The organism is Amycolatopsis suaedae (assembly GCF_004214935.1).
In the GTDB taxonomy this organism is placed as follows: Bacteria; Actinomycetota; Actinomycetes; order Mycobacteriales; family Pseudonocardiaceae; genus Amycolatopsis; species Amycolatopsis suaedae.
Genome location: NZ_SFCC01000015.1, coordinates 34,592 through 50,087, shown reverse-complemented (window position 1 = coordinate 50,087; position 15,496 = coordinate 34,592). Strand labels below are relative to the sequence as shown.

Here is a 15,496-nt window from a genome sequence, read left to right as displayed (position 1 = left end):
GCGTGTACCCGGGCTCGTCGGTGGCTGCGCATAACCTGGCTGAGTGACCACCGCTCCACCGAGACCCCGGCTGCCGCTCGCGCCGCCACCCACCACACCACCCGCCCGGCAGGGCTGGATCAGGCGCCTCGCCGCCGCCTGCTGGCGGCACCCCGTGCTGGTCGTGCTGGCGCTCGGCGCCGCCGTGTTCGGCGTCGGGCTGCAGGCCGTCGCGCCCCTGCTGGTCCGGGAGGCCGTCGACGGCGCCGTCGTCGGCCGGACGGACGTCCTCGGCTGGCTCGTCGCCGGGCTCGCCGGGCTGCAGCTGCTGTCGTTCGCCACGGCGTTCGTGCGCCGGTACGTGGGCGGCAGGCTCGCCCTGGACGTCCAGCACGACCTGCGGCAGGCCGTGTTCGGCTCGGTGTCCCGGCTCGACGGCGGCAAGCAGGACAGCCTGCGTACCGGCCAGATCGCCGCCCGCGCCATCAGCGACCTGCAACTGGTGACCGCCATCCTCATGCAGGTACCGCTGTCGGCCGGCTCGCTGGTGTTCGCCGTGCTCTCGCTGGGCGCGATGCTGTGGATGTCCCCGGCGCTCACGCTCATCGCGCTGGTGGTGACGCCCGCGGTGGCGATCGCGCTGGCCGTCAGCCGCAAACGCCTGCTGCCCGCGACGTGGTCGGCCCAGCAGCGGGCTGCCGACCTGGCCCAGCACGTCGAGGAGACCGTCACCGGCGTGCGGGTGGTGAAGGGCTTCGGCCAGGAGGCCAGGGAGGTCGCCCGGCTGGAACGGGCCGCGCGGCGGCTGTTCGGCGAGCGGATGCGGGCGGCGAGGCTGACGTCGGTGCCCGCCGCCACCACGGCGGCACTTCCCGCTGCCGGTCAGGTGGCGGTGCTGGCAGCGGGCGGGCTCCTCGCGCTGCACGGCCAGGTCAGCCTCGGGACGTTCCTGGCGTTCGCCACCTACGTCGGTGGCCTGGTCGGCCCGGCCAGGATGATCACCAGCCTCATCGTGCAGGCCCAGCTCTCCCGCGCCGGGGCCGACCGGGTGCACGAGCTGATCGACGCCCAGCCCGAAGTGACCGAGCGCCCGGACGCGGTCGGCCTGCCCGACGGGCCGCTCGAGGTCGAGCTGACCGACGTCAGGTTCGGCTACACGCGCAGCGAGCCCGTGCTCGACGGGCTGTCCCTGCGGGCCCGGCCCGGCGAGACCCTGGCGCTGGTCGGCACGGCGGGGTCCGGCAAGTCGACGATCTCGCTGCTGCTGCCGCGGTTCTACGACGTCCACGCCGGCTCGGTCGCGGTGGGCGGCATCGACGTCCGCGACCTGCGGCTCACCGAGCTGCGGCAGGCCATCGGCGTGGTGTTCGAGGAGGCGTTCCTGTTCTCCTCGTCGATCCGCGACAACATCGCCTACGGCAGGCCGGACGCCTCCGACGCAGAGGTCGTCGCGGCGGCGAAGGCCGCGGCAGCCCACGAGTTCATCACCGCGCTGCCGGACGGCTACGACACGGTCGTCGGCGAGCGCGGGCTCACCCTGTCCGGCGGCCAGCGGCAGCGGCTGGGCCTGGCCAGGGCACTGATCACCGACCCGAGGGTGCTCCTGCTCGACGACGCGACGTCGGCCGTCGACACGGTCACCGAGGCGACCATTCACGACACGTTGCGCGAGGTCACCGCGAGCCGGACGACGATCCTGATCGCGCACCGGCGGTCGACGCTGGCGCTGGCCGACCGGATCGCCGTGCTGGACGCGGGCGGAGTGGTCGACGTCGGCACCGCCGAGGAACTGGAGCAGCGCTGCGAGCTGTACCGGGAGCTGGTGTCCGGCGACGACGTCGAGACCAGGGGCTGCTGTGACCCGCTGGAGCGCGACGAGACCGGCGTGACGCCGCGCCTGTGGCCGCCTCCCGTCGACGAGCCTGTCCAGTATCGGGCGAGCCAGGACGCGAACGGGACACTGGCGCTTCCGCCTGACGAGAACCTCATGGAAGCCGTCCGGCAGCTTCCCCCCGCCGTCGACACCCCGCCGGTGACGCCCGGCCAGGCGGCCGAACCCGACCCGCGGTTCCGGCTGTCCCGGATGCTGCGGCCGGTCCGCGGCCTGCTCGCGCTGGTGATCGGGCTGGTCGGGCTGGACGCCGTCGCGGCGATCGCGTTGCCCGCGCTGTACCAGCAGGGCGTCGACAACGGCGTGCGCACCGGCGCGGAACACGTGGTGTGGCTGGTGGCGGGTATCGGCGCGGTGGTGATCGTGGCCAACTGGGTCGCCGTCCACCTGTACACCCGGCTGACCGCCCGTACCGGCGAGACGGTGCTCTACACGCTTCGTGTCCGCAGCTACGCCCACCTGCAACGGCTCGGGCTGGACTACTACGAGCGCGAGCTGTCCGGCAAGATCATGACCCGGATGACCACCGACGTCGACGCGCTGTCGACGTTCCTGCAGACCGGTCTGGCCACGGCCGTGGTGAGTGCGCTGACGCTGGGCGGGATCTCCGTCGCGCTGCTGGTCATCGACCCGTCGCTGGCGTTGTACGCACTGGCGGTGCTGCCGGTGCTGGTCGTGGCCACGGTCGTCTTCCGCAGGCTGTCCTCGGCCGCCTACACCGAGGCAAGGGAGAGGGTCAGCCTGGTCAACGCCGACATGCAGGAGAACGTCAGCGGTCTGCGAGTGGCACAGGCGTACACCAGGGAGGAGCGAACGGCCCAGCGGTTCGCCTCTCGCAGCGATGCCTACCGCCGATCGCGGCTGCGGGCGCAACGCTACATCGCCACGTACTTCCCGTTCGTCACGCTGCTGTCCGGCCTGGCCGAGGCGGTGGTGCTGCTGGTGGGCGCCCAGCGGGTCGCCGACGGGACCCTCGGCGCCGGTGTGCTGCTGGCGTTCCTGCTGTACCTGGGCCTGTTCTTCGCGCCGATCCAGCAGCTGTCGACGATCTTCGACGGCTACCAGCAGGCCCGCGTGGGCTTGCGGCGCATCGCCGACCTGCTGCACACCCCGACGTCGGTACCCGAACCGGCCGACCCGGTCGCGGTGCCGGAGCGGCTGCGTGGCGAGGTGCGGCTGGACGACGTCGACTTCAGCTACGCCGGTACGGACGAACGTGCCCTCGCCGGCGTCTCGCTGGACGTGGCCGCCGGCGAGACGGTGGCGCTGGTCGGTGCCACCGGGGCCGGCAAGTCGACCGTCGTGAAGCTGGTGGCGCGGTTCTACGACGTGACCGACGGCGTGGTCCGTGTCGACGGGGTGGACGTTCGCAGGTACGAGCTGGCCGGCCTGCGGCACCGGCTCGGCGTCGTGCCGCAGGAGGCACACCTGTTCTCCGGGACGGTGGCCGACAACATCCGCTACGGCAGGCCCTCGGCCACCGACGCCGAGGTCGAGGCCGCGGCACGGGCGGTCGGCGCGCTGACGGCCGTCGCCGCGCTGCCCGCGGGCTTCCGGCAGCCGGTCGGCGAGCGCGGGCGGTCGCTGTCGGCGGGCCAGCGGCAGCTGGTGGCGCTGGCCAGGGCCGAGCTGGTCGATCCGGACGTGCTGCTGCTCGACGAGGCCACCGCGGCGCTCGACCCGGCGACGGAGGCGACCGTGCTGCGGGCGACCGACCAGCTCACCCGCAGGCGCACGACGTTCGTCGTGGCACACCGGCTGGCCACCGCCGCGCGGGCGGACCGGATCGCGGTGCTGGACCACGGGCGGATCGTCGAGCACGGCACACATGCCGACCTGCTGGCCGCGAACGGCCCGTACGCACGCCTCTGGGAGCGGGCCTAGGAGCGCAGGTGGACGCCGGGGGCCAGCTCGCCGTCGCCGGACAGCACCAGCTCGGCGCTGACCCCGGCGTCCAGCTCCGGTACAGACCTGCCGTAGCAGCTGATCGACTCCACCCGTAACGACACGGCGAGCCCGTCGGCGTAGGCGAAGCGGTCACCGACCCGCACCGGCCCGGCATGACAGCGCCCCGGGACCCGCACCCCGCCGGCGTCGGGCACCGCGGGGCCGAGCACGGCGAACACCGGATCCCCGCCCTGGAGCAGCCGCAGCTCGGCACCGGCCTGATCGGCCAGGAAGCCCGGTAGCGACGGCCATGTCGGGCCGGCTTCGCTGTCGCCCTCGGTGAACGAGCACACCCGCCCGTCCACGTCCAGCCAGTACAGGACGTACCCCTGGTGCATGCCCAGCAGGACCGACCCGGACGCGACACCGAACTCATCGGCCGCGGCCCGGAACTCGTCGGCCAGCTCGACGATCGCCGGGTAGAACACGTCGGTACCACGCAGCAGGTTCCCCGCGCGACGGCCCATCGTGCCCAGGAAGCGCTCGTACTCGGCGGGCAGACGGATCTGTTGCGCCTCGCGCACCTCGTCGATCTCGGCGGGCGTGCACGGCACGAGCGTGTCCGGAACGGCCCGCCCCTCGGCCAGCAGCCAGGTGGCCAGCTGGTCGATGTTCATTGCCTGCGCATGAAGGTCTGGTGCTCGAACGCGTCGTCCTCATCCGGACGGCGACGGCGGGGCGTGCGCACCGGAGCGGGCGGGGCCGGGCGGTCCTCGGCCTCCTGCTCCACCCGCAGCTCACGGCCCATCGGCTCGGGCGCTGCGGGCTCCTCGCCCACCACCGGCGGGAAGGCCGCGGCCGCGGTGTCCACCAGCTGCCGCGCGGTCGGGTCGTCGCCGACGACGTCCTCGGCGATCTCCGCCAGCCGTTCCGGATAGCGCGACTGGGCCTTCCGCAACGCCCACAGCACCCCGGCGGCCAGGTCGTCCGGCGACATCCGGGTGACAGCCTGCGTCATGCGCACGTCGGTCGCCGCGCCGTTCGGCCCGACGGTGACCGTCACGGCGCCCCCGGCGGCGGACTCGGTGACCGAGATCTCCTCGACGCGCGCACGCAGCTCGTCGTACCGTCTCGCCTTCTCGGTCACGTCCCGCTGCCAGTCGCTCACCATGCGCTCGACGTCAGGCAGGTCGGCCACCCGGGTACCTCCTCGCTTTCCCGCACAGACGATCACCTCAGCATGCCGGTTCCCGCCCGTCAGGGTCGGCAAGGTGAGTCGGTATCGATTCAGTGACGAATCCCAACCATCCGACCCCTGAGTTGAGCCACATCGATCACACCGCGATACGCAAGGGGGTTAGCCTGGTAGGCGCGTAACCCCGACCCAAGATCGAGTATGGATAGAGGCGAGTCTCAGCCGTGTCCAGCAGTAGCCCTGCGTCACAGTTCGGCCCCAACGAGTGGCTGGTCGAGGAGATGTACGACCAGTTCCTTGCCGACCCCTCCTCAGTAGACGCCGCGTGGCATGAGTTCTTCGCCGACTTCAAGCCCACGCAGGAGGCGCAGAGCAAGGCGGACAGCGCACGCGAGTCCACGGGAACGCCGACCGACCCGTCGAACGGTCAGGCGACCGCACCCTCGGCGAAGACGGTCCGCAACGCCGAGTCCGCCGCCAAGCAGTCGGCCGCGACCAAGCCGCAGCCCTCCGCGAAGCCGGCCGAGCCCGCCAAGCCCGCCCCGGCGCAGCCCGCGCCCAAGCCCGCCGCGACGACGCCGAAGCCCGACGCCGAGCAGGACAGCAAGCAGCTGCGTGGCGCCGCGGCGGCGATCGCCAAGAACATGGACGCGTCGCTGTCCGTGCCGACGGCGACCAGCGTGCGCGCGGTCCCGGCCAAGCTGATGGCCGACAACCGCATCGTGATCAACAACCACCTCAAGCGCACCCGCGGTGGCAAGATCTCGTTCACTCACCTCATCGGTTACGCCATGATCCGGGCGCTGCACCAGTTCCCGAACATGAACCGGCACTACCAGATGATCGACGGCAAGCCGCACGCCGTCACGCCCGAGCACGTCAACCTCGGTCTCGCCATCGACATGAAGGGCAAGGACGGCGCCCGCAACCTCGTGGTGGCCTCCATCAAGAACACCGAGAACATGACGTTCCTGCAGTTCTGGCAGGCGTACGAGGACATCGTCAAGAAGGCCCGCAACAACAAGCTGACGGCCGACGACTTCGCGGGCACCACGATCTCGCTGACCAACCCCGGCGGCATCGGCACCAACCACTCGGTGCCGAGGCTGCAGCAGGGCCAGGGCGCGATCATCGGCGTCGGCGCGATGCAGTACCCGGCGCACTTCGAGGGCACCAACGAGCGCACCCTCGTCGGGCTGGGCGTCAGCAAGATCATGACGCTGACGTCGACCTACGACCACCGCATCATCCAGGGCGCCGAGTCCGGCGAGTACCTCAAGCGGATCCACGAGTACCTGCTCGGCGCGGACGGGTTCTACGACGACATCTTCACGTCGCTGCGCCTGCCCTACGAGCCGGTGCGCTGGGTCGAGGACATCCCCGAGGGCGAGATCGACAAGACCGCCCGCGTGCTGGAGCTGATCGACGCGTACCGGATGCGCGGCCACCTGATGGCCGACACCGACCCGCTGAACTACCGGCAGCGGCGGCACGAGGACCTCGACATCCTGTCGCACGGCCTGACCCTGTGGGACCTCGACCGCGAGTTCGCCGTCGGCGGCTTCGCCGGCAAGCAGCGGATGAAGCTGCGGGACGTGCTCGGCGTGCTGCGCGACTCGTACTGCCGCACCGTCGGCGTCGAGTACACCCACATCCTCGACCCGGACGAGCGCCGCTGGATCCAGGACCGCGTGGAGATCCCGCACGAGAAGCCGGACCCCGCCGTCCAGAAGTACGTGCTGTCCAAGCTGAACGCCGCCGAGGCGTTCGAGACGTTCCTGCAGACCAAGTACGTCGGGCAGAAGCGGTTCTCGCTGGAGGGCGGCGAGACCGTCATCCCGCTGCTGGACACCGTGCTGGACAAGGCCGCCGAGCACGAGCTGGACGAGGTCGTCATCGGCATGCCGCACCGCGGCAGGCTGAACGTGCTGGCCAACATCGTCGGCAAGCCGATCTCGCAGATCTTCCAGGAGTTCGAGGGCAACCTCGACCCCGGCCAGGCACACGGCTCGGGCGACGTGAAGTACCACCTGGGTGCCGAGGGCAAGTACTTCCGGATGTTCGGCGACGGCGAGACCAGGGTGTCGCTGACCGCGAACCCGTCGCACCTGGAGACCGTCGACCCGGTGCTCGAGGGCATCGTCCGCGCCAAGCAGGACATCCTCGACAAGGGCGGTTCCGGCTTCACCGTGCTGCCGGTGCTGCTGCACGGCGACGCGGCGTTCGCCGGGCAGGGCGTCGTCGCCGAGACGCTGAACCTGGCGCTGCTGCGCGGGTACCGCACCGGCGGCACCGTGCACATCATTATCAACAACCAGGTCGGCTTCACCACCGCGCCGGAGCACTCGCGCTCGTCGCAGTACGCGACCGACGTGGCGAAGATGATCGGCGCGCCGGTGTTCCACGTCAACGGTGACGACCCGGAGGCCGCGCACTGGGTGGCCAAGCTGGCGGTGGACTACCGGCAGGCGTTCAACAAGGACGTCGTGATCGACATGATCTGCTACCGGCGCCGCGGCCACAACGAGGGCGACGACCCGTCGATGACGCAGCCGGCGATGTACGACATCATCGACACGAAGCGCAGCGTGCGGAAGACCTACACCGAGTCGCTGATCGGCAGGGGCGACATCTCCGTCGACGAGGCCGAGGCCGCGTTGCGGGACTTCTCCAGCCAGCTGGAGCACGTCTTCAACGAGGTGCGTGAGCTGGAGAAGCACCCGGTCAAGGCGAGCCCGTCGGTCGAGGAGGAGCAGCAGGTGCCGGCGAAGGTGCCGACCGCGATCTCCCGCGAGGTCGTCGAGCGCGTCGGCGACGCGTTCGCCAACGTCCCGGAGGGCTTCACCCCGCACCCCAGGGTCAAGCCGGTCATGGAGCGGCGGCAGAAGATGTCCCGCGAGGGCGGCATCGACTGGGCGTTCGGCGAGATGCTGGCGTTCGGGTCGCTGGCGCTGGAGGGCCGCCTGGTGCGGCTGTCCGGGCAGGACTCCCGCCGCGGGACGTTCACCCAGCGGCACTCGGTGTACATCGACCGCAAGAACGGCCAGGAGTACCAGCCGCTGCAGAACCTGAGCGACGGCCAGGGCCGGGTCATGATCTACGACTCGGCGCTGTCGGAGTACGCGGCCGTCGGCTTCGAGTACGGCTACTCGGTGGCCAACGCCGAGGCGCTGGTCATGTGGGAGGCGCAGTTCGGCGACTTCGTCAACGGCGCGCAGACCGTGATCGACGAGTACATCTCGTCCGGTGAGGCGAAGTGGGGTCAGCGCTCCGACGTCGTCCTCCTGCTGCCGCACGGCCACGAGGGTCAGGGGCCGGACCACACGTCCGGGCGCATCGAGCGCTTCCTGCAGCTGTGCGCGGAGGGCTCGATGACCGTCGCCGTGCCGTCGACGCCCGCGAACTACTTCCACCTGCTGCGCCGCCACGCGCTCGACGGCGTCAACCGGCCGCTGGTGGTGTTCACCCCGAAGCGGCTGCTGCGCGACAAGGCGGTCAAGTCCTCCATCGAGGAGTTCACCGAGCAGTCGAAGTTCATGTCGGTCATCGACGACACCGTCGATCCGGCGAAGGTCCGCAAGGTGCTGCTGACCTCCGGCAAGATGTACTGGGAGTTGCTGGCCGAGCGCGAGAAGCAGGGCGTCGACGACATCGCCCTGGTCCGTGTCGAGCAGTACTACCCGCTGCCGAAGAAGAAGCTGCTGGCGGCCGTCGAGCGGTACACGGCCGCGAAGGAGATCGTCTGGGTGCAGGAGGAGCCGGAGAACCAGGGTGCCTGGCCGTTCTTCGGGCTCAACCTGCCGCGCAAGTTCCCGGAGGTCTTCGGCGGCCTGCAGGTCGCGGCCCGGCGTCCGATGGCCGCGCCGTCGGCGGGCTCGTCGAAGGTCCACGAGGTCGAGCAGAAGGCGATCATCGCCAAGGCGTTCAGCTGACGGTTACGAACGAGGGCCCCTCCCGCGGGAGGGGCCCTCGTCGTGTTCAGCTCAGGCTGGACATGCCGCACCAGCTGGCTACGCCGGCGTCGAGGTAGGCCTTGAGGACGAGCTGGACACTGCGCCCCGGCTGGGTCGGGTAGCCGCCGGTGAACCGCAGCAGGTAGCCCTCCTTCTGCGCGGCCTTGACCTCCGGCCGGTCGAAGTGGACCTTGACGCCGTGTTCGGGATGGCCGGGGTCGAGTGCGGGAAACGCGGCCAGCAGGTCCTGCTTGGCCTGTCCCGACCTGCCGCTCTCGCAGACCGTGCGGAGCAGGCCGTCGAGGTTCTTGTAGTTCAGGTTGGACTGGATGTCGTTGGCCAGCTTCTCGAGCTTGTCGTCCGGCACGACGTTCGGCGGGCTCGCCGCGACGGTGGTACCGGCTGAGCTGGTGATGAACGGACTGGCGTTGTCCAGCCAGTTGCCGTCGTCGCCGCCGCACCCGGCAAGCAGCACGGCAAGTGCCGCTCCCGCGGCGAGACGTCTCGGAAGTCGCGATTGCACGTTGGACAGCGCGCCCATTTGACCCTCCCCGGTCATCCCTCGATCACGCTGCGCACAAGCTAGCACAGAATGTCAAGGATCAAGTGCGTGGTGTAGCGACTAGAACTTGACGGTCCCGCACCAGTTGGCGTCGCCGTTGTCGACGTAGGCCTTGAACCCCACCTTGATGGTGCGTCCCGGCTGGGTCGGATAGCCGCCGGTGAAGAGCAGGTAGTAGCCCTCGTCCTTGGCCGCCCGCATCTCCGGCGGTTCGAAGTGGACCTTGATCCGGTGCTCGGGATGACTGGGATCCAGCGCCGGGAACATGCCGACCAGGTCCTGCTCCGCCCCGCCGGACCTGCCGCTCTCACAGACGCTGATCAGCAGGCCCTGGATGTTCTTGTAGTTCAGGTTCGACTGGAGGCTGATCGACATCGACTCGAGTGCGGCGGGCGCGGTCTTCTGCTGCCCGGTGGACCTCGGTGCGTTAGTTCTGCTCTTCGCGGTCGGAGTGGCGGCAGGTGAGGACATCGTCGGCACGGCGGTAGCGGGTACGGCCGTGCCTGAGACCAGCCGGCTGCCGCAGCCGGCGAGCAGCAAGGCGACTGCCGCACAGGCGGCCAGGCGTCGCAGAAGCATGTCAGCCCTCCATTCGGTGGGTCTGCCGATGCTGAACCGGTCGATGCCGGAGCTCAGAGGGAGGCCATCAGCGCTCGTGCCGGCGGTGCTGCGACCGCACTACGTGCACGCCAAGGACAGCGAAAATGGGGTGCCATCTGCCCTCCCCTGAGATGACACAACCCGTTGGAGCGAACGCTAACACACAGCGTCAGCAACCTACGACTCCGTGTCGACCGACCGCGGGATCGATGGGTGAGGCTGTCGGGACGGTGCGCTACCGTAGCGAGGGTTGCGGATGGTCGTAGGGGGCACATGGGATGGCAACGTCGTTCAGCGCGCGGATGGAAGAGCTGGACATCCTCGACGAGGATCTGAAGCTCGGCCGGTGGGTGTACCCGTACGAGATCCCGTACGTGAGCCCGACGTTCACCGAGCGGGCGGAGCAGCGTGCCAGGACGTGGCGACGGCTCGAATCCGACGGCCTGGCCCGCGACGAACGACTACAGCCCGAGCTGGAGGACCTGCTGCGCGCGTGGGCGTCGCCGGAGATCCTGATCACCCAGGTCGCGGCCACCACCGAGACCGACACCAGGTACCGCTACCGCGGCGGCTGGCAGGGGCAGCTGGGGTTCCTGAGCCGTCAGGACGGCGACCGGATGGTGATCGAAGGACTGAGACCCGAGTACGTGGTCCCGGAAATGATCAGCTTCCTGCCCGACTGGCGTCCCATCCCCCACCCGCCGGTCACCACGGTGACCGAGCCCCCCAAGCCCTCGGCCGAGGACGACCTGCCGCAGATCTACGACACCGGCGACGACCCCGGCTCCCCCACCGGCCTGCGTGCCGCCGAGCACTACTTCACCGCGCCCATGCTGCGCTACGGCATCATCACCTGCTCCGCCCGTGAGGCCGACTCCGTCGCCCGCCGTGGCCGTGAGGTCCAGCTGGGCACGATGACCTGGTTCGACACCGCCGACGGCCGGTTCTTCACAGTCACCGAGCAGCTCGGCGACGGCGCGCAGCGGCAGACCTACACCCCCGCCGACGGCCGCCGGATCGCCCAGTGGCTGCGCGACCGCCTCAACGTCGCCCTCGGGGTGTGAGTTGGCCTGAAGGCCGGGACAACCCCTGGCCAGCGTTGATACCGTGTGCACACGGCCGGTAACGGGAGGGGCAGCATGACGGCAGCAGGCGACGCGGGGAACAACTTCCTCATGTCGGTCTTCACCGACGAGGAGAAGGTCGAAGAGTTCGCAGGCGGAGCCCAGAAGCTGCTCGCCGAAGCCAAGAACGGCGACTGGGCCATCAGCGAGGCAGGCGGCCAGGCTTTTATAGAGGCCCTTGAACAGGCGAAACAAGACCTAACCGAAGCAGCAAAGCAGCTACCGAACCTGCTCCGATCACCCGAGCTTGGCAACGACCCCTATGCACGTGAAGTTGCTGGCCACGTTCTAGCATCGTTGGACTCTGACGATCAGTCCTTGGCATTGACCTTCAAGAATTTCCAAATCAGCCTAAACGACATGCACGAAGCCATTAAAATTGCAAGAAGTAACTACGATGCCGCCGACGACGAGTCCAAGCAGAGCCTCGGCCCATTCCTAAAGAGCCTGGAAAGCTAGACCATGCGACTGTCTTACTCCCACAGGGCCATACTGGTCACTGTTATTGCAGCAGGCGTACTCGGCGGCTGCTCGGACACGCAGGCTGGCACCCCACGAGCAACAGGAATAAGCGCAACCACCCCGCCTTCTAGCTCAAGCAGTCCACCAGACGTGTTCAACGGAATGAACGCTTGCGACGTCTTGAACCAACTCCTTGCCAGTCAAAGCTTTGAACCAGGCAAGAACATAAGTCAACGAAACGAGTGCGTTGCCTCGAAAATCCGATACGGTTCAGCGTCTATCGCATTGGATCCAGCCCAAGGACTCGCAGAATTCAGAAAGACTGACCCAAATGCCTCCGAGCTCACGATCAACGGCCGACCCGCACTCGAGGCAGTCGAAAGTTTCGGCGGCTGCGCGATAGCCCTTGAAGTGTCTTCGACCGCGAGAGCCGTCGCCGGGATCGCCCTCGAAGATCCGCGCAACGACAGTTGCCCGGATTCACGGCGGTTAGCCGAAAAACTTGAGCCGCTGCTGCCGAAGGTTCAGTGACGCAGGGAGGAAGTCGCAAATGACCGAAAATGCCGGCTACCAGCCGCGCAAGTACGAAGGTCAAAGATATGCCGAGACGCAGGACATCGGCACGATGATCACTGGCCACAACCAGGCCGCGATCGACTACTCCCGGGACCAAGGTCTACACCTAGAGCAGGGTCAGCAGTTTCGCGCTGGCCTCAACGGCTCGGATCACGACTACCGCAGTCTCCCACATGATCGGCTTCAGCACCTCGTCAACGACGGAGTCAACCCTGGCGGCATTGATGAGCAGGGCACGATAGCGAACAATATCGGCAACACTCAGCTCCAGCTCGCCTCCGCATTCCGGCAGGCCGCCGCCAAGGAAGAGACCGAGTGGCAGGGGAAGGGTGCTGCTGGAGCACACGCCTTCTTTGGCAAGCTCGCCAGCTGGGCCGAATCTTCGGGCAACGCGACCCATCTCACCTCCAACCGGCTCTCCCAGCAAGCCGGAGCCGTGACGAATGCCAAGAACAACATGCCCGAGCCGGCGGGCAGGAGCGTCGACGAGTCGATGAAGGAGGTCGCACGCAACATCTCCAGCGGCGACTTCGATGCGGCCCGGGCGAGCATGGAAGCCATGCAGGCGGAGGCGCGGCGCCAGCAGGAGGCACACGCGCAGGCCGCCGAAGTGCTGGCGCAGCGCGACCGTGAACTCTTCCGCACCGGCTCCACGCAGCCGATGTTCGCGCCGCCGCCACAGTTGGGCCAGGACAGCACGTCCGCGGCAGGCTTCACCGGCGGTAACACCGGCAGCCCGGTCGGCTCGTCGGGTGGTGCACCGCCGGTCGGGCCGGGCGGGCCCGGCAGCCCCATGTCCGGGCCGGCCGGGCCACACACCGGTGCGGGTTCGGTTCCTCCGCCGGGCGCACCCGGCGGGCCGGCGCCGAACGTCGGCAGGACTCCGGGGCCGGGACTGAGCCCGGCCGCGTTCGGCGGGACGACGGTGCCCGGCGGGCAGGGGCTCGGCCGGTACGGCAGCGAGACGGTACGCAACAGCCCAAACCGCAGCGGCTTTCCCGGCCGCGCCGGGAGCTTCGTGTCCGGCAAAGCCGGCGGGCCCGGCGGCACGGGCACGGGAGCGGGCGGCCCCCGTGGTGGCGCACCCGGGAGCGCGACGGGCGGGCCGGGCAACCAGCCAGGCGCCGGGAAGGGCACCGGCGCCGGAGTGCCTGGCGGACGCAGCGCCGGTGAAGTGCTCCGCGGCGGCGCCGCAGCGGCCGGGTCCAGGGCCACCGGCGTACCCGGCGGTATGGCTGGCGCGGGCCAGGGCCAGCAGCGCGAGGAGGACAAGGAGCACAAGCGCGCCGACTACCTCCAGGAAAACGACCCCAACGAGTACTTCGGCACCCAGGGACTCGACCAGACGACTCCCGCGGTGATCGGCGAGATCAAACCGCCCAAGCAGAACTGAGAACGGGCCCCTCCGGAAACACCGGAGGGGCCCGTTCAGTCAGCGATCACTCAGACCGTGATCGACCAGCTGTCGATGTTGCCGGTGTCGATGCGGTACACGTCCTGCACCCGCAGCTTCCAAGCACCGTTGGCCGACTCGGCCGACGCGTTGACCGTGTAGGTCTCGTCGACGTTGGGCCGCGAGTCGCTGTTGGCCGCCTTCAGCGGGTACGCCGTGCCGTCCGGCGCGACCAGGTCGATCTTCAGGTCACCGCGGTAGGTGTGCTTGATGTGCACCTCGACCTTGGTGGTCGCCGAAGCGTTGCGGTTACACGCGGAGACGTTGATCGTGCTGGTCACCGCAGCACCGGCGTCCGGGATCGCCACGTCGTCGGCGTTGATCGTGGTGGCACACGGCGTCGGCTCCGGATCGGTGCCGCCGCTGCCGGTGTAGACCAGGACGTTCGGCGAGCCGGCGCCAGGGCTGGTCACCTTGTTCTTGGTGCCGTTGGTCACCAGCGCCGACGACACCTGCGCGGGCGTGGCACCCGGGTTGGCCGACAGGTACAACGCGGCCGCACCCGCCACGTGCGGGGCCGCCATCGACGTACCGCTGATCGACCGGGTGGCCGTGTTGCCGCCGATCCACGCCGAGGTGATGTTGCTGCCCGGCGCGAAGAGGTCGAGGCAGTCGCCGATGTTGGAGAAGTCGGACTTCGCGTCGGTGTTCGTCGTGGATCCGACGGTGATGGCTTCCTTCGTCCGCGCCGGCGAGGTGTTGCAGGCGTTGGCACCGTAGTTGTTACCGGCCGCGAGCGAGTAGGTGATACCTGCCGCGAGCGACCGGCGCACCGCGTCGTCCACCGCCTGCGACGCGCCGCCACCGAGGCTCATGTTCGCCACCGCGGGCTTCACGGCGTTCTGGGTGACCCAGTCGATACCGGCGATGACACCCTCGTAGCTGCCCGAGCCACCACAGTTCAGCACCCGGACGCCGACCAGCTTGGCCTCCTTGGCCACGCCGTGCGCCGTCCCGGCGACGGTGCCCGCGACGTGCGTGCCGTGCCCGTTGCAGTCGGTCGCGTCGGCGTCGTTGTCCACGAAGTCGTAGCCGTGGCTCGCTCTGCCACCGAAGTCGTTGTGGCTGATCAGGATGCCGGTGTCGATGATGTAGGCGGTGACGTTCGACGCCGTCGTCGCGTAGCTGTACTTCGAGTCCAGCGGCAGATCACGCTGGTCGACCCGGTCCAGACCCCAGGAGGGCGGGTTGAGCTGGTCAGCGCTCGCGCGTACCACGCGGTTCTGCTCGACATACGCGACGGCGGGATCCGCCGCCGCACGCCTGGCCTGCTGCTCGCTCATCGTCGCCGAGAAACCCCGCAGCGCGGCCGAGAACGTCCGCTTCACGACACCGCCGTGCCTGCCGGCGACGTCCTGCGCGGACTGGACCGACATGCCGTCCTTCAACACGACGATGTAGCTGTCCTTGATCGCGTCGGCATCTCCAGCGCCCTGGATGGCACCCTCCGCTGCCGATGCCGGCATGTTGCCCCCGAGCGCGGTGAGCACTGCGACGCCCACCGCGAGACCTGCCGCCATCAGCGGTCTGCGCCTGTTCTTCGAGATGTTGTGCACGGTGTCGTCCCTCCTGGACAAAGGAGCGAAACAAGGAAAGTGAAATGTGTTCAGAAATGAACACACAGTGAAAGACTAGAACCCGGATTCCCCCGAAGGTAGACCTTGAAATCGCAGTTCAACAGCGGTATCGCCACCCGGTTGACGCGTCGCCAGCGACGATGAGTGACGAGGTGAAACCCTGCTGGAACAGGCAAATCCCACGTCAACCAGACCGCGGCAAGCCGCCATCCGACTGACGGAAAGTAACCGACCGGA

General features: G+C 69.0%; 11 protein-coding genes. 6 read left to right on the top strand and 5 right to left on the bottom strand.

Annotation, left to right across the window (positions count from 1 at the left end; genetic code table 11):
• The first annotated feature begins 43 nt into the window (after positions 1-43).
• The gene (locus EWH70_RS26930) at positions 44-3,754 is read left to right on the top strand and encodes an ABC transporter ATP-binding protein (RefSeq protein WP_420809098.1); all 3,711 of its coding nucleotides are present in this window, start codon (positions 44-46) and stop codon (positions 3,752-3,754) included.
• Here the strand turns inward: EWH70_RS26930 and EWH70_RS26925 are convergent.
• Positions 3,751-4,434, bottom strand: a complete 684-nt coding sequence (locus tag EWH70_RS26925) for an SMI1/KNR4 family protein (protein ID WP_130478320.1) — start codon at positions 4,432-4,434, stop codon at positions 3,751-3,753. The two genes, EWH70_RS26930 and EWH70_RS26925, sit on opposite strands and share 4 nt — an antisense overlap.
• Complete coding sequence (locus EWH70_RS26920) at positions 4,431-4,955, bottom strand: YbaB/EbfC family nucleoid-associated protein (RefSeq protein ID WP_130478319.1); 525 nt, start codon at positions 4,953-4,955, stop codon at positions 4,431-4,433. The genes EWH70_RS26925 and EWH70_RS26920 overlap by 4 nt, the downstream gene beginning before the upstream one ends.
• A 221-nt stretch (positions 4,956-5,176) precedes the next feature.
• On the opposite strand from EWH70_RS26920, the gene EWH70_RS26915 reads away from it, so the two are divergent.
• Positions 5,177-8,884, top strand: coding sequence for a multifunctional oxoglutarate decarboxylase/oxoglutarate dehydrogenase thiamine pyrophosphate-binding subunit/dihydrolipoyllysine-residue succinyltransferase subunit (locus EWH70_RS26915; protein ID WP_130478318.1), 3,708 nt, complete (start codon positions 5,177-5,179; stop codon positions 8,882-8,884).
• A 46-nt stretch (positions 8,885-8,930) separates the two neighbouring features.
• Here EWH70_RS26915 and EWH70_RS26910 read toward each other — a convergent pair whose 3' ends face one another.
• Together EWH70_RS26910 and EWH70_RS26905 are read right to left on the bottom strand one after the other, a co-directional pair.
• Complete coding sequence (locus EWH70_RS26910; RefSeq protein WP_130478317.1) at positions 8,931-9,446, bottom strand: hypothetical protein; 516 nt, start codon at positions 9,444-9,446, stop codon at positions 8,931-8,933.
• An 81-nt stretch (positions 9,447-9,527) separates the two neighbouring features.
• Complete coding sequence (locus EWH70_RS26905) at positions 9,528-10,046, bottom strand: hypothetical protein (RefSeq protein ID WP_130478316.1); 519 nt, start codon at positions 10,044-10,046, stop codon at positions 9,528-9,530.
• 299 nt (positions 10,047-10,345) lie between these two features.
• Between EWH70_RS26905 and EWH70_RS26900 the strand changes: the two genes are divergently transcribed.
• The 4 genes from EWH70_RS26900 to EWH70_RS26885 all read left to right on the top strand — a co-directional run bounded on the left by EWH70_RS26900 (position 10,346) and on the right by EWH70_RS26885 (position 13,622).
• Entirely contained in the window at positions 10,346-11,131 is a 786-nt protein-coding gene (locus EWH70_RS26900) for an ESX secretion-associated protein EspG (protein WP_240687251.1), read from the top strand.
• A 75-nt stretch (positions 11,132-11,206) separates the two neighbouring features.
• A complete protein-coding gene (locus tag EWH70_RS26895) occupies positions 11,207-11,650 on the top strand; it encodes a hypothetical protein (protein WP_130478315.1) in 444 nt (147 codons plus the stop codon).
• A gap of 3 nt (positions 11,651-11,653) precedes the next feature.
• Positions 11,654-12,184: a DUF3558 family protein gene (locus EWH70_RS26890; RefSeq protein WP_130478314.1), complete on the top strand. Its 531-nt coding sequence runs from the start codon at positions 11,654-11,656 to the stop codon at positions 12,182-12,184.
• 19 nt (positions 12,185-12,203) lie between these two features.
• On the top strand, positions 12,204-13,622 hold the full coding sequence (locus tag EWH70_RS26885; protein ID WP_130478313.1) for a hypothetical protein: 1,419 nt from the start codon (positions 12,204-12,206) through the stop codon (positions 13,620-13,622).
• Between the two features lie 50 nt (positions 13,623-13,672).
• Here EWH70_RS26885 and EWH70_RS26880 read toward each other — a convergent pair whose 3' ends face one another.
• Complete coding sequence (locus EWH70_RS26880; RefSeq protein ID WP_130478475.1) at positions 13,673-15,202, bottom strand: S8 family peptidase; 1,530 nt, start codon at positions 15,200-15,202, stop codon at positions 13,673-13,675.
• Positions 15,203-15,496 lie beyond the last annotated feature (294 nt).

Bases quoted from the DNA above. Each gene is read 5' to 3' on its own strand.
- EWH70_RS26925 (WP_130478320.1), bottom strand. From the start codon at position 4,434: ATGAACATCGACCAGCTGGCCACCTGGCTGCTGGCCGAGGGGCGGGCC.
- EWH70_RS26910 (WP_130478317.1), bottom strand. From the start codon at position 9,446: ATGGGCGCGCTGTCCAACGTGCAATCGCGACTTCCGAGACGTCTCGCC.
- EWH70_RS26905 (WP_130478316.1), bottom strand. From the start codon at position 10,046: ATGCTTCTGCGACGCCTGGCCGCCTGTGCGGCAGTCGCCTTGCTGCTC.
- EWH70_RS26900 (WP_240687251.1), top strand. From the start codon at position 10,346: ATGGCAACGTCGTTCAGCGCGCGGATGGAAGAGCTGGACATCCTCGAC.
- EWH70_RS26895 (WP_130478315.1), top strand. From the start codon at position 11,207: ATGACGGCAGCAGGCGACGCGGGGAACAACTTCCTCATGTCGGTCTTC.
- EWH70_RS26890 (WP_130478314.1), top strand. From the start codon at position 11,654: ATGCGACTGTCTTACTCCCACAGGGCCATACTGGTCACTGTTATTGCA.
- EWH70_RS26885 (WP_130478313.1), top strand. From the start codon at position 12,204: ATGACCGAAAATGCCGGCTACCAGCCGCGCAAGTACGAAGGTCAAAGA.
- EWH70_RS26880 (WP_130478475.1), bottom strand. From the start codon at position 15,202: ATGGCGGCAGGTCTCGCGGTGGGCGTCGCAGTGCTCACCGCGCTCGGG.